Source organism: Sphingobacterium multivorum, assembly GCF_039511225.1.
In the GTDB taxonomy this organism is placed as follows: Bacteria; Bacteroidota; Bacteroidia; order Sphingobacteriales; family Sphingobacteriaceae; genus Sphingobacterium.
Window position 1 is genome coordinate 4,756,342 of the sequence record NZ_CP154261.1, and the last position, 19,151, is coordinate 4,775,492.

Genomic DNA, 19,151 nt, shown 5'->3' on the forward strand with positions numbered 1-19,151 from the left:
GACTGCATAGGCATTGACGATACTTCATCATGAATTTAAAAACCTTTTTTTTATACATTCCATTATGTTTAGGTCTTGTTTCCTGTCATCAAGCAAAGACGCCAACACCAACATCAACGAAAAGTGAAGACCAAAAGAAAGAACAAGTAGCCCTTCCTGCCTCCGCGTCGCTCCCATCGGATACGTCGAGCTACGATAGCCCACGTTTTGAAGGCAGGGTAAAAGAACAAGCGCAGCAGTTAATGAAAATGAATGATGCAAGTCTCTTCGATAAACTTCATCAGAAGTTAACGACGACACTACCTGCGGACCAGAAGGATTATTTTCTTGGGCATCCCAACTTAGCTGTTTTAGCGATCACTAAAGGGAATATCTTTGAAAATGGTGCCGATGACCTTGGGTATATTGTGTACAATAAAGATAATCATCGCATCGAAATCATCCTATCGGATCGTAAAAACAATACATTCAACACATTGTATAAAGAATTAAAAGTTGTCAATACCCTTCAGAATCTGGATTGTTCATCCGGCTTTGGAACCCTCGATTATCTCGTGGCTTCCGAACTGATTTATCAAGAGGATTATATTCGTTTAAACAATTCAAATTACCTGATTGACGACAATTCCTTTAATGTGACCGATATTTCTACGAACAGAAACTTTGATTTGCAGCAGGGATGTCTGAACAAAAACATCTCAAAAGATGCCATGGCCAACAGTCTTTGTGTACCGACGAGCTCCGTATATGCGAATTTTCAATGCTTAAAATACAATATGAAAAAGCAGGTTTTTGAAATTTATTTCAGTCAAGAATTTGCAGACTAAGCCGAACTAACCCGAACGATGAAAAGATATTACCTACTTGCTACCCTTGGTTTATGTAGCAAATTATATGCGCAAGAAGTGGATACTACGACTAATCGGCTAGAACAAGTCGAAGTGAAGGCCTACTTCAATAAACAACCGCTCCTGCGATTGACATCTTCTGCGGCTGTGTTAAGCAGCCAAGCGATCCAATCCCAGCAGTCGCCCTCTCTGGTTTCGGCAATGAACAGGGTACCAGGTTTACGGATGGAAGAACGTTCTCCTGGAAGTTACCGGCTTGCACTCCGTGGGAGTATGATCCGCTCGCCTTTTGGTGTTCGCAATGTCAAAATCTATCTGGATGACTTTCCGCTTACTGACGCCGGCGGGAACACCTATCTTAACGTGCTCGATCCCTATGCAATCGAGCAAATCAATATATTTAAAGGTCCGGACGGATCGATCTACGGGGCCAATTCAGGCGGTGTACTCTCCTTATATAGTAAAGGATTTGATCGATCTACACAACCTCAAGTCAATCTCCAATTAACGGGAGGCTCCTACGGTCTTTTCCAGGAACAGCTGAATGCAATATTACCCGTCAGCAAGACGCAACAACTTGCCATCAATCAGAGTTGGACGAGAAGTGACGGTTATCGCCAAAATTCAGCCTTAAACAAAAAGAATATCCAGCTCAATTACAATTGGCAATACGCAAAAACATCCGAATTAAAATTCACGGGCCTCTATTCGGATCTCGGTTACCAAACTCCGGGAGGGCTCACCGCAGCGCAAATGGAAAGCGACCGCAGGCAAGCCCGGCCAAAGGGCGGACCAAACCCTGGTGCTGCTGAACAAAAAGCAGCAATCTACGATAAAACATTCTTTGGTGGACTGAGCAACCAGACGCATCTCAGTTCTAAGATGACCTTATTCGCGAGTGTATTTGGTTCATCCAATCAGATCAAAAATCCCTTCATCACCAATTACGAGAAAAGAGATGAAAAGAACTTAGGAACGCGCCTGTATTTATCTTATGCAGATCTGTTGAGCAGAGATTTAAAATATGAAGTCCAACTGGGATTGGAAGCGCAAAAGGGTTGGTATGCTATCGACAATTATGACAACGCCCAAGGTGTCGCTACCGATCCTCAGGCCAAGGACAAATTGGAAAACAGTCAGCAATCATTTTTTGCACGCACCCAGCTGGAGTGGCTGGAGCGTCTTCAGGTAGAGCTGTCACTCGGATTAAATGAGAATAAAATTAGCTACCAGCAACGTTACCCTGTTCCACAGGAGGACAAAGAAAACATTGACTTCGGAAGTACATGGATGCCACGAGCTGCTCTATCGTATTTGATCACACCAATGTTCGCACTAAGAGCCTCGATTTCTAAAGGTTTCTCTGCACCAACTGTTGCTGAGGTACGCTCGTCAGACAATACAATTAATACGATGCTGAAGCCAGAAACAGGTACAAACCACGAACTGGGACTGCGTTGGCATTTGTGGAATCGGCGGATTATTTTAGATGCAGCGGCCTACACCTATCAAATGAATAATGCTATTATCCGGCAGGTACGGGACAATGGTGCAGAATATTTTCAAAATGCGGGTAAAATAAACCAAAAGGGACTGGAAGCATCGCTATTCGTCTATTTGATCAGGCCTCAAGCGACCGGTATGGTCCGTAGCCTACAACTGACCAGTAATTTTTCCCTCAACGACTACAGTTTCAAAACCTATCAGATAGGCGACAAAAACTATAAGGACAATAAACTCCCTGCGGTCCCTAAAACGGTATGGGTAAATTCGTTGAATATACTCTTCCCGAATGAATTCCAATTGGATCTTCTTTCCAATTTAACAGCCGCAATACCACTGGACGATGCAAACACTGTTTATGCAAAACGGTATCATCTTTTGCAAGGCAAATTATCCTGGAGCAAAGCTGTCTGTTCACAGTATAAAATCAGATTTTTTGTAGGGGCCGACAATCTACTCAATCAAAAATATAGTCTTGGAAACGATATCAATGCTTTTGGAGGACGGTATTTTAATCCTGCCCCATTACGTAATTATTATGGCGGAATGAGTTTTAATTTTTAATCAAGGATCATGGAATTCCATCAGTACATATTGACCGATATCGATTTCACCAAGGTGAGCCGCTATTCTTATTTTCCTTGGATGGACCTGACACTGGCTCATTTCCAGGTCAATGCGATGGAGATGGAGGTCAATCAGGCAACTTTTCAGGTACTGGAGAATTACACAGATTTTGAAGTGATGATCATTTATACGGCACCCACAACAGCCGTCTTTTGCAATTGTCCACAAAGTGGATTCTGTCGTCATCAAAAGGCGGCTTTAAGTAAATTATTTACACAGGAGAACTGGCTGGCATTTTTTGACCACAACCGCTATCAGCATCTTCTCAAGAAAGTTGCGACACAGTATGGGCTGGAGAAGGAATCATCCCTAGAAAACTACTTTTCCGCACAGATCAAAGCGGGGAAGCTGGAGTTTCTGTTAAAAGACAAACAGTTAACCTCTATCGATGACTTTGATCTCGTGGAGGAATCTCTTGCCCCAAAGGCCAAGACGACAGTCGAACAGCAACATCATTTTGTGGTGTTAACGCGCAACCGGTATTACAAAAATCTACAAATACTCCTGTGTCAATCCCCCATGACGAAATCCGGCGTACCAAAAAACCCGGTTTCTTCCAGTGAGAGCCAGTCTCATATCTGGCAAAGCAGCTCGATTGAGGAAATGCAATTTTACACAGCTGTTTATCAATTTTCTCAAGCTGTGCAACAGGATATTGATATTAGCTCCAGCCTGAAGGCGATTGCAAAAAACCCCTTACATCTCGATTTTTACCTGCATGACTATGAGAAATCCGAAAATATTACAGCCTCCACATTATCGCGGGTACAATTAAGCCTAAACAAAGGTGATATTAAGCTCTTTATTACAAAAAAAGGTGCGTTTTATGCCATTCAGGGAGAAATTCATATCCATACCATCGCCTACAGTTTACAGGATTTAGTTGTTCTTTTGGACCATTTTATTCTCATCAAAAATCAACTTTTTCTGATTGAGAATAAACATCACCTTAAGTTGATCCGTTTATTTGGCAACAAGGGGGAACAATTGTTGATCCATCAACGTAAGTTCGAAGAGTTCAACAGGTTGTTTTTGGAACAGATCGCACATTCCGTGGAGTTGAATTTTAAAGATATTCCAAAAGCAAGCAAGCCACAGTTGAAGGAAAACCTGTATTATCAGGACATGCAGCCCCTTTTGTTTTTGGAGGAATCGGAAGATTTTGTCAACCTTATTCCTGTTATGCGTTATGGTGAGGTCGAAATTCCCATTTTAAGTAAGCGGAATATATTTGGCACGGACAGCAAGGGTACGCAATTTTTGGTCGATCGGAAACGTGAAGCTGAAACAAAAGTTATTTCACTGTTACTGAAACAGCATCCCTATTTTCAGGAGCAAATGGATGAGGGAAGCTTTCAGCATTTTTATCTGCACCGCAAATACTTTCTGGACAGCAACTGGTTTCTGGATGCTTTTGAGGAGTGGCAGCATCAAGGGATACAGATCATTGGATTTAATGCGCTACGTGGAAATAAATTAAGTCGTTTTAAAGGAAAAATACATGTGGAGGTCCTCAGTGGACAAAATTGGTTCAATGCCAATATAAAGGTGTCATTTGGCCCCAAAAGTGTCTCGCTAAAAAAACTTGAAAAGGCGGTACGGAACCGCTCGCAATTTATTACCTTGGATGATGGCACCCAGGGGATTTTACCGCAACAGTGGCTCGATAAATTTGAGGCCTATTTTAATGCTGCCGAATCGATAGCTGATGATTTCATTGAAATTCCAAAATACAAATTCAATGAGATCGATCAATTATTTGAACAAGCGGAGCTAGACCCCATCGTGTTGGCAGAGCTCAGCACCTTGAGAAAGCAGCTCGCTCATTTTCCCTCGCTATCCGAAGTCCAGGTACCGCCCACTTTTGTCGGAAACTTACGTCCTTATCAGCAGCAGGGCTTACAATGGCTACATTTCTTGGACGGGCTTAACTTTGGCGCTTGTCTTGCCGATGACATGGGACTTGGCAAAACAATCCAGATATTAGCCTTTCTGGCTACTCAAAAAGCAAAGGGACAATCTGCACCAACATTACTTGTACTTCCCACGACCTTAATTTTTAATTGGCGGCATGAAATCCAACAATTTCTTCCATCGTTCCAAACGCTGGTCTTAGATGGTCCAAATAGAATAGAGAAAGGGCTGCAGTTTGAACAATACGACCTGGTTTTAATTTCTTATCACAACCTGCTGACGGATATCAATATCCTAAAGCGAATAACCTTCAATTATGTCATCTTAGATGAATCGCAGCAAATCAAAAACCCGGATTCCCAGCGATACAAGACCGTAAATTTGTTAAAATCAAGAAATCGCATCATCTTAACGGGAACTCCTATCGAGAATAATACGATGGATCTTTATGCACAGCTTTCCTTTATTGTGCCAGGTCTACTAGGAAGCAAAAAATATTTCAAAGATGTCTATACGACTCCTATAGATGCTTTCCACGACCGCAAGCGAAAAAAAGTGCTAAAAGAGAAAATAAAGCCTTTTATTCTCCGGAGGACAAAGCAGGATGTATTGCGTGATCTTCCTGCGAAAAATGAACTGGTCCTCTACTGTGAGATGAAAACTGCCCAACGGCGAATTTATGATCTTTATGAAAAAGAGTTTCGGGATTTTATCTCTGCTAAAGATGGCGATGAAATCAAGAAAAGCCCCATGCATGTGCTAAAAGGCCTAACAAAATTGCGCCAGATATGTAATTCAAGCAAACTTCTCCAAAATGAAGATCTGACTACTGCTGCAGACTCTGCCAAAATCGAAATGCTTATCGAACAGATTCAGCATAAAAAAGACCTGCACAAAATGATCGTGTTTTCCCAGTTTGTCAGTATGCTCAACCTGATTAAAGAGGCTTTGGACAAACAAGGTATTCGTTCGCTGATGCTCACAGGCCAATCCAAAGATCGAGGTAAATTGGTTAGTGACTTTCAATCCGACAAGGATATTCCCGTTTTTCTGGTCAGTCTCAAAGCCGGTGGTACGGGACTTAATCTTACCGCAGCGGATGTTGTATACCTGGTAGACCCCTGGTGGAATCCTGCTGTTGAACAACAGGCAATCGACAGGATCTATCGTATGGGACAACAAAAGACGGTTACCGCTGTTCGATTAATCAGCCCTAACACAGTCGAAGATAAAATTCAAACCTTACAGCAACATAAAAAGGAGATTAGCAACAGTATTTTGGATGATGGTGGAAGTATAGATGCCTTTTATCTGGACAAAAACTATTTAATGAATTTGTTACGGTAAACTATTGAAAACAAAAAAGGGACATCAATCGATGTTCCCTTTTTTTACTATAATTCGTTTACAGCTGCTCTTTATTTTTTGTCAGAAATGTATGTTTTGTTACCATTTCCGTTGATATAGTATCTTCCTCCTTTTGGACCGACATAGATGGTATGGCCGTTGTATTTTTCACTAGTCGCTTTATCAGCTGCAGCTACCGCATCTTTTTTAACAGCAGTAACTTTTTTTTCAGCTTTAGCACTTTCTTTTTTCACGGCTTTTTCCTTCGCTTCCATCGGTGCGGCTGGCAGTGTTTTTGTGTCAGCCATCTTTTTTGTCTGCGCTGGCTGCTCCTTGACTGCAGCTTCCTTCTTCTCTTTGACTGCAGCTTCCTTCTTCGCTGTAGCTTTCACCGGTGCTGCCTTCGTTTTCGTTTCGGCCTCGTTGGCTTTAGTCTTTACTTCTTTTACTTTTTGTTCAGACTTTTTGGCTTCCTTTTCCATTTTTTTGGGAGCCGTTTGTGCATAGGATTGTCCCAATCCCACTGCAGCGATCAAAGCTAATGCAGCTGTGATTTTTTTGAAACGATTTATTGCTTTCATAACTCAATTGTTATTTAAATAATTGTAAATAAAAGTACAATACAAATGCCATATTTTGATTTAATTTCTTGAACAAAACATTTTTAACATACTTTTAACTTAGCCAAGGAATTATTCAACAACTTGTTTTCTAAATTTCGAATCAATTATATATTTTACCCCCTTCGCATCTATAAATACAGGCTTTCCATTATAACGCTCGTTAATGCGTCGATCAATTGCAACACGATACCGCGTGGGTGAATTAGTGGACCTATAGGTTATATTCTCAAACGATTCTCCAGCGCTGGCAGTTACTTCCGAGCCTTCATATATCCGCTCACTCACCCTGCCCGTAAAACGCTGTTTTCCCGTTGACGTTTTTATTTTCTCCAGCTGTTCAGGCTCTTTATCACTTCGTGCAACGTATAAGCTCATCGCATCTACCTGAGGGCTTAAAGGGAAGAATGGATCTAACCACCGATATACAAAATGATAATCGGTTTCTAAGTTATTAAAAGCATGCATTTGCTGCGCCCTTACAGTACTAATCCCACCTCCTAAAATCAGCAGTGGCAGTAGGCAACGTTTAAAGAAGATTAATTCAACTCCTAACATATCTTTTTTCCTTTCGTTCAAGTACTCCCAAATAAAATGCCATCCCTCGCTAAAGCACTCATCTTTAACACATTTTTAACTAAAGCAAATTAGTTTGATATTTAACTGTTTTATATTTAACTTTGTATTATGAAAAACGAATCCATGAATCCAGTAAAACCCTTAGTGGACAGTATCATTGCTTTACGGACGAGCTTAAAACAATACTATATCCAGAAAATAAAGGAACAGCAATTGGATATCACCTACGAAATGTTGCAAGTATTGGCAGCACTGTGGAAAAAGGAGCAAATGAATCAGCAAGATATAGCTACAGCGATACAAAAAAACAAAGCTAGTGTTACTCCGCTGATTGATAACCTGTGTAAACGGGACCTGGTTAGGCGCGTCAGCGATCCCAATGACAGACGAAATAATTTAATCGAATTAACGGTAAAGGGAGACGAATATAGGACATTGTTAGACCCTGTCCAGCAAGAACTTTACCGTGTGATCCTACAGGAGATAGCAGAAAACAAAGTATTGGAAATTACAGAAACTCTCGAAAAATTGACCGCCATTATTGAGAAGCAATAGTATCGGGAGTCCTGATTTTCAAAAAAAGAAGAAAAGTAATTGAGTCATGAGTAATTCAACATTAAGTGAGAAAGAGATAAAGCGAAGGCGGAAAATATGGGTCATCAATATCCTATCTGCAGTCGTCATTGTGGTTACCATTATATGGGGTATCCTAGTCTTTTTCCACATCAACGAATCTGTTTATACAGATGATGCCCAAGTAGACGCCCATATTACTCCTATAAATTCGCGTATCAGCGGTTATATCAAAACAGTTCGATTTGATGAGCATCAAAAAGTCCACAAAGGCGATACACTCGTCATTATTGATGATGCGGAGTACAGAATTTTATTACAAAATGCGCTAGCCACGCTAGCCGATGCCAAAGCCAGTAAAACAATATCCCAATCTGGAATTGCCATTGCCAGCAATAGCACGACGATAGCAAATGCCAATATTGATGAGATGAAAGCCCGGCTAGATAATATGGAATTGAATTATAAGCGTTACGAGAGTCTGGTGAAAGATGAAGCAGTAACACAATATCAATTCGATCAGGTAAAAGCAGATTATGAGGCCATGTTGGCCAAATATAAAGCACTTTTGGCACAAAAGCGTGTGTCCAAACTCAATACACATGAGTCTGAACAGAAGCTTTCAGTCAATGATGCCGCATTGCTAAAGGCCGAATCTGCGATTGATCTTGCCAAATTAAACCTTTCGTATACGGTTATCACTGCGCCTTATGATGGTGTATTAGGACGGCGGACGATAGAAGAGGGCCAATTGGTGCAAAATGGTACACCATTGGTCAATATTGTCCGTGATGAGCAGAAATGGATAACCGCAAATTATACCGAAAGTCAATTAAAAAATATCGCCCTCGGGGCAAAAGTCAAGATTGAAATTGATGCATTGGCTGGGAAGACATTCGAAGGTGAAGTAGCCGCCATATCCGAAGCAACAGGATCTAAGTATTCTGCAGTTCCAGTAGACAACTCCACGGGAAACTTTGTCAAGGTGCAACAGCGCATTCCGGTTAGAATTAATTTTACGGCATCCAATACTCCAAAAGATCTCGCCCTGCTTCGCGTAGGTATGAATGCCATCATACGTGTTAGATAACCATGAAAGATCGTATATTCAGAGATTGGTTGGGTTCAGGATGGGAACTGTTCTTCCTATTTGTGCTCAATATTATATTTTCCTTCAATAATGGCATCCCAACGTCCATTAACACGTATGTCATGAATGGATACGCCGGTATCACTGCAGATCTGAGTATGGCTACATATTGTTACTATGCTGGGATGGTATGTGCCATACCGCTGATATTTAGGCTATTGAAATTATTTTCCAAAAAGACGATATTAATCGTTTCCATCTTCATTATCCTCGCTTCCAATGCGATTTTGGAACATGCCAATAATGGTGTCAACATCTGTATGGCTACATTTTTTATCGGAAGTGCCAAGATCATCGTTACGATGGCGATCATTGGGGAAATGATCCCTTTTCTTATGCCGCGTGGAGAACGCTATCAATTATATGCGGTCTACTATCCCATGACAATGATCATTCCAGCCTTGGCGAGCTATGTATCTGTTCTATTTGCAACACATTTCTATTGGGAAACCGTCTTTCTATTTCAAAATATATTACTGGCGGTAGCGTTGTTAATCTGCATTATCTGTATGAAATCGTCAGATTTTAAAAAGGTCCCACTGTATCAATATGACTGGTTTGGAAGTATTTTACTTTGTATTTCCTTATTGAATTTTGCTTATTTCAGCACATACGGCCTGACACAAAATTGGTTTCATTCCAAATTTATTTTGGTCACCGGAATTGCATCACTCTGTTTTTTCATACTCTTTATAAACAGAAGTGCATTAATCCGAAAATCACTCTTAAATTTTGAAGCCTTTTCAACACGGATTCTACCGATCTCCATTGGAACAATTTTTATTTTTGGCATTTTTTATAGCTCAACTTCGCTGTACTCCTCTCTTTTAGGAATTACGCTTGGTACAAATCCTTTGGAAGTCGCCGAAATAAATACCTATGTGATCCCTGGTTATATGATTGGCGCAGTAATCGCTTATTTATATTTCAAAATAACAAAGAAATGCAAGTTTATTTTGGCATTCTCGGCGGCCTGCTATGCCCTATCTTGTTTTTTCTTTGCAAGGATTATCGATCAACAGACAAACACGGCTTTATTCTATCTCCCGTTGACATTAAGAGGAATGGGGGTGATCACCTCTTACATTGGAATAGGCGTATATATGGCCGGCAATATCCCAAGCAAATATTACCTTTCTGGCTTAGTATTTTTAATTCTTACACGTTCATTTTTGGTCCCTGTAGTCTGGTCAAACGTCATTGCCAATTGGTATTACCACCTACAGGTTACTCACGCCAATAACCTTGCTGGTATAATCGATAAAACAAATAGCTTGGTATTCCAAAGAGTGAATATAATGAAATCGGTGCAGGTCCAAGCCTCGCTGCTATCCTTACGCGACACCTATACCGGGCTTTTTATTATTGGGGTAATCCTAACGTTGTTCATCTTAATCTTCCCGTTTCATTCTTCTCCTATACGAAGAGTTTTCGACTGGAAGAGAAAAAATGCGACGAAAGAAGCTTTGCAAATTCCGATTTCTTAGTTAACTGATATAAATTTCGGTAATATACTTGAATACGATACGCTCAGAGATTGCGTACTTCTCGAAAAGGGTATGGAGATCGTCATAGAGCGTTTTGTTTTCAGCTTGCTCTTTTGGAAAATAGGATGATGAACGTACTCTTCCCAAGAATGACCGAAGATCCAATATCTGTTGATTCGGCAAGGTTATTTTGGTCATTGGACGTAACCCAAAAAATTGTTTGAGATCATCATCACTGATGTTTTTGTGACTGACAGATTGATAACTTGGTATATGACTGAGCAGAAAATCTTCATATTCCTGTTGAAAAGCGTCGTCCGGATCACGCTGGTTCCAGACCAACACAATATGTCCATTTTCGGTGAGGATCCGAGCGAACTCCCTTTTACATGCATCCCGGTCAAACCAATGAAAGGATTGGCCGGCAAAAATAAGATCGACACAGCCAGACTCAATGGATGTATTTTCGGCGGTGGCATTCAGCGCGATTAAATTCCGATAGGTTTTAAAATGATGCAGCAAAGATTCACGCATTTCCCGGTTGGGTTCAACGGCAAAAACGTCATTTCCATTTTCGAGAAAAAGTTGCGTAGATAGCCCTGTGCCACTACCGATATCGGCAACCAGCCACTTTTTATCCAGCCCTATCTGTTCTTTAAGCACCTGAATAATCTCTTTTGGATAACAAGGTCTAAATTTCTCATAATCGACAACCCTGTCTGTGAATCTATCAATACTGTTTTTGTTCATACTAAGAATTGCTGTAACTAGTCGATTATCCCTTCATCTTTAAAACTATAATAACCGTTATCGGTAAAGATTAAATGATCGGCAACTCTAATATCCATAATTTTAGAGGCTTCAACAATTTTTTGCGTCAGAATTTTGTCAGCATTGCTGGGATATAAGGTGCCCGAGGGATGGTTATGAACTAATATAATAGCATGTGCTTTAAGGCTTAGTGCGGATCGTAATATAATCCGAACATCGACCGGCGTAAAGTCATTACCCCCACGGCCGATGAGCTGTTTGTCCAATATTTTATACCCCGTGTTCAAATACAGGGTCCAAAACTCTTCATGGGGCAGATCCTGCAGGATGGGTTTCATCAAGTTGTAAACGAAACGGCTACTATTTACGAGCTTACGTTCTTCTGCGGGCTGGTCGTTTTTGCGGCGGGCGAGCTCCAATGCCGCAAGAATGGCAATGGCTTTTGCTTCGCCTATCCCTTTATATAGGCTGAGTTCCGAGACTTCCATCATCGAAAGGGTGTGCAGGTTATTTTTGACATCGGCCAATATGCGCCGGCATAGTTCGACAGCACTTTCATTTTTAGATCCCGAGCCGATCAGGATAGCCAATAGTTCTGCATCGGTAAGCGCTCTACGTCCCTGGCTTAATAGCTTCTCTCTCGGACGGTCGGCCTCTGCCCACTCCCGAATGACTAATTTGTACGGATTTGACATCTACAGTTAATTATAATTGGCTAGCGTACATAAATATACAAAAAAACAGTTACTTAATATCCTGAGAAATACACAATCTATCAATTAAAAAAAATTGGCCATCGGGATTTACTTCACATTTCACTCTGAAACGTTATCTTTGTATTTCATAAAAATTTTTGAATATGAGTAAAGCAATTATTAAAACAGAAAAAGGCGACATGACTGTGGAGTTCTACACAGCCGATGCTCCAAATACAGTAGCCAATTTTATCAAACTTGCTAAATCAGGATATTATGATGGACTAGCGTTTCACCGTGTGATCCCTGATTTCGTTATTCAAGGTGGATGTCCAAATTCACGTGAAGGTGCTGCTGGAATCCCTGGAACAGGTGGCCCTGGTTATAAAATTGACTGTGAATTAACAGGTGAAAACCAATACCACGACAGAGGTGTATTGTCTATGGCTCATGCAGGCCGTAATACAGGTGGTTCTCAATTTTTCATCTGTCATAGCCGCAACAACACTGCGCATTTAGATCGTAACCATACTTGTTTTGGAAAAGTAATCGAAAACGTAGACATCGTTGACGATATCAGACAAGGTGACCGTATTTTATCAATTGAAGTTATCGAAGATTAATTCTTGGAGATTTAAATAGTATTAAAATGAATTTAAGAGCATTAGTATCCGTAACTGGTAAACCAGGATTGTTCAAATTGGTTGGACAAAATAAAGGTGGTTTTATTTTAGAAACCCTCGATCAGGCAAAAATTAAAACTGTAGTAAGTTTATCTTCTACGAAAATGGCGACTTTGGAAGATATCACCATCTATGGTGAAGAAGAAGAAATTCGTCTATTGAATATTTTTGAAACAATCAAGGAGAAAGGCATCGCTTTACCGGATACAAAATCTGATGGCGCTACATTAAGAGAATTCTTCCGTGAGGTAGCTCCTGGCCATGATGAATCACGTGTTTATTCTTCGGATATTAAAAAGGTTATCACATGGTACAACATTATCAAGGAATTTCCTTTATTTGAAGAAGAAGCACCAGCTCCTTTAATGTAAACTTTTACATATCGCCCAAATAAAAAAGGAGTTGATCAGATGATCAACTCCTTTTTTATGGTGTTTCCTTTTTTGGGGTTCTCTAATGAAACACCACATCAAATACACTCTTTTCGATGTTGTTTTGATCCTTGGCCCCATCAAGCTTAACATGTGCTTTTGTTACCTCAAATTCTTTGGGTTCAAATTGCTTTTCGACAACAGCAGTGGTCGTAAAGCGCAATAGGGAATTTTCATCCGCGTTGAGATAGGCATCAATTTCAAGAATTCCTTCGTTTTCGTCAAACACATAAGGATGTAGCAAATTGATTCCTTTCGGAATCCGTGGACTCTTCCAAACGACAAATTTAGGGAGCGCCTTATCCATTGTATCAATTTTATTGTAAATAGCCTGCTGACAGGTAATTCCGGCAATTACTTTTGTTTTCCCGGTCTTATCAATCATATACTCTTTAGGATTTATGCGTATCTGCACTTTCGCCAATCCATTAAGTTTCCCTTCCGGATAGTTCACTCCTACATGGATAGCCTCATTGCCACTATTTGCAATAAAAACCTCGCCTGAACCTTTGTTATAATTTACATAATTTTCCAATCGGTACGTCAGCCCCTCCGCATTAGATTTTGCCTGTTGTTGATCAAATTTAATTTCCATTTTGCGTAAAGGAACAAGCATCAGCTCCATACGCTGCAAGGGATGTTCAATATCAAAGTTATGTTTCTTCATATGTTCAGCTTGAGGTAGTGCGGATATGGCTTTCCACAATGCAGCAGGTGAACTGTCTTTGGTCAGATTCATCAACTTGATTAGTTCAGCAAAAGGCATATTGGGAAAAGTAACTTTTTGTACGATTACCGCAGCATTGATCCGTTTAGCAGAGCGGATGTCAGTTGTTGTATTTGATTCTTCATGTAGCTTAACCTCTTTAGGTGTAGAGGATTGACAATTGTGAAAAAGAAGCACTATGCCTAATAACGGGAAAACTAAGGCGTACTTTTTTAGATATTTTTCCATATCTATAGCTGTTTAAATGTAGTATAGACAAATTTACCTTATTTGACGCAGATATCACAGAAAAGCCCCGGAATTTATATCCGGGGCTTTTATTATCTTGTGCTAGCAGACAGGCTAGTTGTTATACTTAGTGTCCTTTTGGTTCGGCATCGATACGTTTAATATCTGCTCCTAATTTACGCAAGCGCTCTTCGATATCTTGATAGCCACGCTCTATCTGTTCGATATTGTGGATCACCGATTTTCCTTTGGCAGATAGCGCTGCAATTAATAAAGACACGCCGGCACGAATATCTGGCGAAGTCATTTCAATACCTCTTAGGTGGTGTGATTTATTCAGTCCAATAACGGTTGCACGGTGTGGATCGCACAAAATGATCTGAGCGCCCATATCAATCAATTTGTCGACGAAAAACAAACGGCTCTCGAACATTTTTTGGTGGATCAATACATTTCCTTTTGCCTGAGTCGCCACAACAAGTACGATACTTAATAAATCGGGTGTAAAACCTGGCCAAGGTGCATCCGAAATCGTCAGGATAGACCCATCGATAAATGTATCGATTTCATAAGATTCTTGCGCCGGGATAAAAATATCATCACCACGTAATTCAAACTTGATACCTAAGCGTGAAAATACAGATGGAATAACACCCAGTTCTTCGAAACAGACATCCTTAATGGTAATTTCTGAACCGGTCATTGCTGCAAGTCCGATGAAAGAACCTATTTCAATCATATCAGGCAACATCCGGTGCGAAGTTCCGCCAAGACGCTCTACCCCCTCGATAGTCAACAAATTAGATCCAATACCGGATATTTTTGCTCCCATGCGATTCAACATCTTACATAGTTGTTGCAAATAGGGCTCACAAGCCGCATTGTATATCGTTGTTGTCCCTTTTGCCAATACAGCAGCCATCACGATATTCGCGGTACCCGTCACAGAAGCTTCGTCCAAAAGGATATAACTTCCCTTTAACTCTGTCGCGTCAACGTTAAAAAAATGGGTAGTCGCATCGTATACAAACTTAGCACCCAATTTTTCAAAGCCTAAAAAGTGTGTATCCAATCGTCTACGTCCGATTTTATCCCCCCCAGGTTTCGGAATAGCGGCCTTTCCAAATCGGGCCAACAAAGGGCCGACAATCATGATCGAGCCGCGCAATCCGCCGCCTTTTTCTTTAAATTCAGGTGACTGGAAATAGTCTATATTTATGTCTTTAGCCTCAAAAACGTATGTGTCCTTATCTATGCGATTAATTTTAACACCTAAAGCAGCCAATAGATCGATCAACTTATTGACATCCTTAATATCTGGGATATTACTGATGGTCATAGGTTCTTCTGTCAGTAAAACTGCAGAAAGGATCTGTAAGGCCTCATTTTTTGCTCCTTGAGGAATAATCTCTCCCTTTAACGGTTTTCCACCGATTATTTCAAATGCGTTCATTTATATATAAGTGATATCTTCTTAGTATCAGAGCCCTGTTCTTGTATTTGCCTCGGGATATTTAGCCTTCCGTCTACTATACAAAGATGAAAGTCTCAAAGAACCATGCTAGCGATTAAAGTAGTGCGGTTCTTAAAAAAGAGAAGGCAATTGTAAAGAAATCTGTTAATCACTTCGCAATTGCCTGCTTCTTTAAACAAATCTTTAAGAACTAGCCCCGTTTATTATTATAATTACCCTGAGGTTTTCTGTTTCTGTTATTGTTGTTATTACTTCCGTAATTATTATTGTTATTGTTGTCCCTTCCGTAGCTGTTGTTGTTGCTTCCGTAATTATTGCGCTTCGTATTATTGTTATTGTTACTTGCCATACGAGGCTTGCCTCCCCCCTTCGATTGGTGACCGGAATTATTGTTATTGCTATTGTTATTATTTCCGCCAGAATTACTGTTAGCCGGACCTTTAACGCGATTTCCCGGAGGCGGGGTTTTAAAGTCAAGCTTGGTCAATACCGTACCTTCTGGTAAGGTTAATTGATAACCTGATAACTCTTTTAGATCCTGAATGATCAACTCGTCTGAAACAGAATCCTTATTCCAGGTCAGGTAAGCCATTTTCATAAAATTGGCGATACCGATGACCATCTGCTCTCTTTTGGCTTCGTCATTGGCCAATAACGCTTTTTCAATCATTTTCTCTACGGTAAAACCATAGTGCTTGAATCTAATGGAATGCTGCGGGTAGCCTAGGTGCTCAACTTCGTGTTTCACGCTTTTCGCTGTAGCAATTGGATAAGGCGAATCGATATCCAATTTAAAATCAGAAATAATCTGTAGGTGATCCCACAGTTTATGTTTAAAATCAGACACATCTCTCAAATGCGGGTTCAATACCCCCATCATATCGATTACAATCTGTGCATGTTTATTTCTTTCTTCCTTTGTGGGTAAAGTACAGATGTAATCTACCATATTTTGCACATTGCGACCATATTCTGCAAGGATCAATTTTGGTCTAGTGCTGTTGTAGTCAAAGTTCATATAGCTAATATAAGTACCTAATTAAACGAACAAGATATCGTTTTGGTATTTTATTATTGAATTATTCTAAGTTTTGCAAATTTAAGCAACAATTGTTTCTGTCCCAACTCCTTAAAGAAAATAGTTGCTTTTATATCTCCTTTGTTTCCTTCGAGATTAACAACTTTACCAAATCCAAAGCGTTCATGTTCAACTTCCATGCCGACCTGAAGATTTGATGTATCTGAAGGAGCAAAACCCGCAGTAGGTTTGTGGGCTTTCGGCAGTATCGATGTCGTTTTAACCATAGGCTTAGGCTTAGGTTTAGAAAACGTATCATCACTGTCCTTTTGCTGCCATGCAATTCGTTCGCCTTGAAAACTTCCGGCTGAGGCAGAAGTTTGTCGTGGTTTAAAATCCAATGCAAGACATGCCGGATTCAATTCATCCAAGAAGCGACTGGGTTCGCAATTATTCAGCGTTCCCCAACGATATCGCGAAGTAGCATACGAAAGTAGTAATTTTTTTTCAGCTCTCGTAACGGCAACATAAAAAAGTCTTCGTTCCTCTTCCAGTTCCGACCTGGAATTCAACGACAACTGGGAAGGAAATAGGTTTTCTTCTAAGCCTACAATAAAAACAATCGGAAATTCCAAGCCTTTGGAAGAGTGGATGGTCATCAATGATACAGTATCCGCATTTGGATCTTTATCATTATCGTCGTTTGTCAACAGGGCGATATCCTGCATATAGACATCAAGTCCACGTTCTTCGATATCTTCCCGTTCCGAAAATTCCTTGATACCATTGAGGAGTTCCTGGATATTTTCGTAACGTGCCAACCCCTCTACCGATTTGTCTTCGTACAATTCTTTCAGAATACCGCAGTGCTGCGCAATATGCATTGCGGTATCAAATGCGTTATTGTTTTTGGCCAGGGCCTGAAAACTCTGTATCATCTGTGCAAAACCACCGACGGACGTTGCGCTACGCCCGTCTAGAAACTGGGCTGCATTTGCAACAACATCCCATATACGGTACTGATTCTGATCTGCAGCGATCATGATCTTCTCGATTGTCGTATCCCCTATCCCTCTACGCGGGTAATTGATCACACGCTTGAGTGCTTCCTCATCATTCGGGTTGAAGGTTAGTCTGAAATACGCGATCAGATCTTTAATTTCTTTCCGTTGATAGAAAGAAGTACCACCATAAATTTTATAAGGGATATTGATTTTGCGTAAGGCCTCCTCCATAGCCCTGGACTGGGCATTGGTACGATACAGAATAGCAAAATCCTTATAATTAAGCCCTTTTAACGATTTCTCTTCAATGATTTGGTCGGCCACGATCTTACCTTCCTCATTGTCCGAGAAAGCACGTGAAACCCTGATTTTTTCGCCCTCTTCATTATCCGAGAAAACATTTTTCTCCAATTGATTCTGATTATTGGCAATCACCGAATTGGCCGCATTCACGATCATCTTCGTAGATCGATAATTCTGCTCCAGTTTAAAGATCTTCACATCCGGATAATCCTTTTGGAAATTGAGGATATTCTGAATATTTGCCCCACGAAATGCATAGATAGACTGTGCGTCATCCCCAACCACACAGATATTTTCATTGACGGCTGCCAGGCGTTTGACAATAAGGTATTGCGAGAAGTTGGTATCCTGGTACTCATCGACCATTAGGTACCGAAATTGATGCTGGTACTTATGCAGTACCTCTGGATGTTTATTTAACAAGACATTTGTTTTAAACAACAGATCGTCGAAATCCATTGCCCCTGCACGGTAACAGCGCTGTGCATAGGTCATATAAATCTGTCCCAGTTGACCACGTCCATTGGAAATATCTTCGGCCAAAATCGCTTCATTCTTATTATATTCCTGCGGTGAGATCAGGTTGTTTTTTGCCTGTGAAATACGTCCGTACACATGATTGACATTATACAGCTTATCATCGAGATTCATTTCCTTTAAAATGGCACGTAATAAACTTTTGGTATCGTCTGTATCGTAGATGGTAAAGTTCCTGGGATATCCGATCAGTTCAGCTTCTACACGGAGTATTTTTGCAAATACCGAGTGGAATGTTCCCATCCAAATATTTTTCGCTTCGCTCCCAACAACAGAAACGATACGCGCGCGCATCTCTTTAGCTGCCTTGTTGGTAAATGTCAATACCAAGATATTGAATGGATCAACACCTTTTTGAATCAAGTGTGCGACACGATAGGTAATTACCCGTGTTTTTCCTGAACCAGCTCCCGCAACAATCATCACAGGACCTTCTGTTTGCTCTACGGCTCCTCGTTGTGAAGGGTTTAAACCCGCTAAATAATCCAAATTAACTCCTTAAATTTTAAAACCTGAGAATAGGGTATAAAAGTACAAATTTCCTGTTGATCACTGAGGCTATTTTGCTAATATTTTTACACAAAAAAAACCGATAATCAAGATTATCGGTTTTTATATGCTCCAAGCAATAT

At 40.5% G+C, this 19,151-nt stretch carries 16 protein-coding genes; 8 read left to right on the forward strand and 8 right to left on the reverse strand.

Features of this window, described 5'->3' with window-relative positions:
• The first annotated feature begins 29 nt into the window (after positions 1 to 29).
• The 3 genes from AAH582_RS19760 to AAH582_RS19770 are packed head-to-tail and all read left to right on the forward strand — an operon-like array spanning position 30 to position 6,239.
• Positions 30 to 827: a hypothetical protein gene (locus AAH582_RS19760; protein ID WP_343319880.1), complete on the forward strand. Its 798-nt coding sequence runs from the start codon at positions 30 to 32 to the stop codon at positions 825 to 827.
• Positions 828 to 845: 18 nt separating this feature from the next.
• A complete protein-coding gene (locus AAH582_RS19765) occupies positions 846 to 2,915 on the forward strand; it encodes a TonB-dependent receptor (protein ID WP_343319882.1) in 2,070 nt (689 codons plus the stop codon).
• 9 nt (positions 2,916 to 2,924) lie between these two features.
• Positions 2,925 to 6,239, forward strand: a complete 3,315-nt coding sequence (locus tag AAH582_RS19770; protein WP_343319884.1) for a DEAD/DEAH box helicase — start codon at positions 2,925 to 2,927, stop codon at positions 6,237 to 6,239.
• 71 nt (positions 6,240 to 6,310) lie between these two features.
• On the opposite strand, the gene AAH582_RS19775 is transcribed toward AAH582_RS19770, so the two are convergent.
• The gene (locus tag AAH582_RS19775; protein ID WP_343319885.1) at positions 6,311 to 6,820 is read right to left on the reverse strand and encodes a hypothetical protein; all 510 of its coding nucleotides are present in this window, start codon (positions 6,818 to 6,820) and stop codon (positions 6,311 to 6,313) included.
• A gap of 111 nt (positions 6,821 to 6,931) precedes the next feature.
• Positions 6,932 to 7,417 carry a hypothetical protein gene (locus tag AAH582_RS19780; RefSeq protein ID WP_343319887.1) on the reverse strand — a complete coding sequence of 162 codons (486 nt, stop codon included), beginning with the start codon at positions 7,415 to 7,417 and terminating at the stop codon, positions 6,932 to 6,934.
• Positions 7,418 to 7,546: 129 nt separating this feature from the next.
• On the opposite strand from AAH582_RS19780, the gene AAH582_RS19785 reads away from it, so the two are divergent.
• Genes AAH582_RS19785 through AAH582_RS19795 form a run of 3 tightly spaced genes read left to right on the forward strand, consistent with a single transcriptional unit; the run spans position 7,547 to position 10,648 of the window.
• Entirely contained in the window at positions 7,547 to 7,993 is a 447-nt protein-coding gene (locus tag AAH582_RS19785; protein ID WP_343319889.1) for a MarR family winged helix-turn-helix transcriptional regulator, read from the forward strand.
• 46 nt (positions 7,994 to 8,039) lie between these two features.
• Complete coding sequence (locus AAH582_RS19790; protein WP_343319891.1) at positions 8,040 to 9,101, forward strand: HlyD family secretion protein; 1,062 nt, start codon at positions 8,040 to 8,042, stop codon at positions 9,099 to 9,101.
• A 2-nt stretch (positions 9,102 to 9,103) separates the two neighbouring features.
• Entirely contained in the window at positions 9,104 to 10,648 is a 1,545-nt protein-coding gene (locus tag AAH582_RS19795) for an MFS transporter (RefSeq protein WP_343319893.1), read from the forward strand.
• Here AAH582_RS19795 and AAH582_RS19800 read toward each other — a convergent pair whose 3' ends face one another.
• Both AAH582_RS19800 and radC read right to left on the reverse strand, forming a co-directional pair.
• Entirely contained in the window at positions 10,649 to 11,398 is a 750-nt protein-coding gene (locus tag AAH582_RS19800; RefSeq protein ID WP_343319895.1) for a class I SAM-dependent methyltransferase, read from the reverse strand.
• Positions 11,399 to 11,415: 17 nt separating this feature from the next.
• Positions 11,416 to 12,114 carry a RadC family protein gene (gene radC, locus AAH582_RS19805; RefSeq protein ID WP_046671801.1) on the reverse strand — a complete coding sequence of 233 codons (699 nt, stop codon included), beginning with the start codon at positions 12,112 to 12,114 and terminating at the stop codon, positions 11,416 to 11,418.
• Between the two features lie 164 nt (positions 12,115 to 12,278).
• Between radC and AAH582_RS19810 the strand changes: the two genes are divergently transcribed.
• Positions 12,279 to 12,737, forward strand: a complete 459-nt coding sequence (locus tag AAH582_RS19810; RefSeq protein ID WP_046671802.1) for a peptidylprolyl isomerase — start codon at positions 12,279 to 12,281, stop codon at positions 12,735 to 12,737.
• Between the two features lie 26 nt (positions 12,738 to 12,763).
• Positions 12,764 to 13,168 (forward strand): DUF5606 family protein, encoded by a 405-nt coding sequence (locus tag AAH582_RS19815; RefSeq protein ID WP_046671803.1) that lies wholly within the window; start codon positions 12,764 to 12,766, stop codon positions 13,166 to 13,168.
• Between the two features lie 82 nt (positions 13,169 to 13,250).
• Here the strand turns inward: AAH582_RS19815 and AAH582_RS19820 are convergent, their stop codons facing one another.
• From AAH582_RS19820 to AAH582_RS19835, 4 genes are all read right to left on the reverse strand, one after another.
• Positions 13,251 to 14,183, reverse strand: coding sequence for a hypothetical protein (locus AAH582_RS19820; protein ID WP_046671804.1), 933 nt, complete (start codon positions 14,181 to 14,183; stop codon positions 13,251 to 13,253).
• 127 nt (positions 14,184 to 14,310) lie between these two features.
• On the reverse strand, positions 14,311 to 15,636 hold the full coding sequence (gene murA / locus AAH582_RS19825; RefSeq protein WP_046671805.1) for a UDP-N-acetylglucosamine 1-carboxyvinyltransferase: 1,326 nt from the start codon (positions 15,634 to 15,636) through the stop codon (positions 14,311 to 14,313).
• A 211-nt stretch (positions 15,637 to 15,847) separates the two neighbouring features.
• Positions 15,848 to 16,675 carry a DUF4290 domain-containing protein gene (locus tag AAH582_RS19830; protein WP_046671806.1) on the reverse strand — a complete coding sequence of 276 codons (828 nt, stop codon included), beginning with the start codon at positions 16,673 to 16,675 and terminating at the stop codon, positions 15,848 to 15,850.
• Positions 16,676 to 16,728: 53 nt separating this feature from the next.
• The gene (locus tag AAH582_RS19835; RefSeq protein ID WP_046671807.1) at positions 16,729 to 19,008 is read right to left on the reverse strand and encodes an ATP-dependent helicase; all 2,280 of its coding nucleotides are present in this window, start codon (positions 19,006 to 19,008) and stop codon (positions 16,729 to 16,731) included.
• Positions 19,009 to 19,151: the final 143 nt, after the last annotated feature.

Excerpts from the sequence above, each read along its gene's own strand:
- AAH582_RS19760 (WP_343319880.1), top strand. The coding sequence starts at position 30 with ATGAATTTAAAAACCTTTTTTTTATACATTCCATTATGTTTAGGTCTT.
- AAH582_RS19820 (WP_046671804.1), bottom strand. The coding sequence starts at position 14,183 with ATGGAAAAATATCTAAAAAAGTACGCCTTAGTTTTCCCGTTATTAGGC.
- AAH582_RS19790 (WP_343319891.1), top strand. The coding sequence starts at position 8,040 with ATGAGTAATTCAACATTAAGTGAGAAAGAGATAAAGCGAAGGCGGAAA.
- AAH582_RS19800 (WP_343319895.1), bottom strand. The coding sequence starts at position 11,398 with ATGAACAAAAACAGTATTGATAGATTCACAGACAGGGTTGTCGATTAT.
- AAH582_RS19765 (WP_343319882.1), top strand. The coding sequence starts at position 846 with ATGAAAAGATATTACCTACTTGCTACCCTTGGTTTATGTAGCAAATTA.
- AAH582_RS19795 (WP_343319893.1), top strand. The coding sequence starts at position 9,104 with ATGAAAGATCGTATATTCAGAGATTGGTTGGGTTCAGGATGGGAACTG.
- radC (WP_046671801.1), bottom strand. The coding sequence starts at position 12,114 with ATGTCAAATCCGTACAAATTAGTCATTCGGGAGTGGGCAGAGGCCGAC.
- AAH582_RS19770 (WP_343319884.1), top strand. The coding sequence starts at position 2,925 with ATGGAATTCCATCAGTACATATTGACCGATATCGATTTCACCAAGGTG.
- AAH582_RS19780 (WP_343319887.1), bottom strand. The coding sequence starts at position 7,417 with ATGTTAGGAGTTGAATTAATCTTCTTTAAACGTTGCCTACTGCCACTG.
- AAH582_RS19775 (WP_343319885.1), bottom strand. The coding sequence starts at position 6,820 with ATGAAAGCAATAAATCGTTTCAAAAAAATCACAGCTGCATTAGCTTTG.
- AAH582_RS19815 (WP_046671803.1), top strand. The coding sequence starts at position 12,764 with ATGAATTTAAGAGCATTAGTATCCGTAACTGGTAAACCAGGATTGTTC.
- AAH582_RS19810 (WP_046671802.1), top strand. The coding sequence starts at position 12,279 with ATGAGTAAAGCAATTATTAAAACAGAAAAAGGCGACATGACTGTGGAG.
- AAH582_RS19785 (WP_343319889.1), top strand. The coding sequence starts at position 7,547 with ATGAAAAACGAATCCATGAATCCAGTAAAACCCTTAGTGGACAGTATC.
- murA (WP_046671805.1), bottom strand. The coding sequence starts at position 15,636 with ATGAACGCATTTGAAATAATCGGTGGAAAACCGTTAAAGGGAGAGATT.
- AAH582_RS19830 (WP_046671806.1), bottom strand. The coding sequence starts at position 16,675 with ATGAACTTTGACTACAACAGCACTAGACCAAAATTGATCCTTGCAGAA.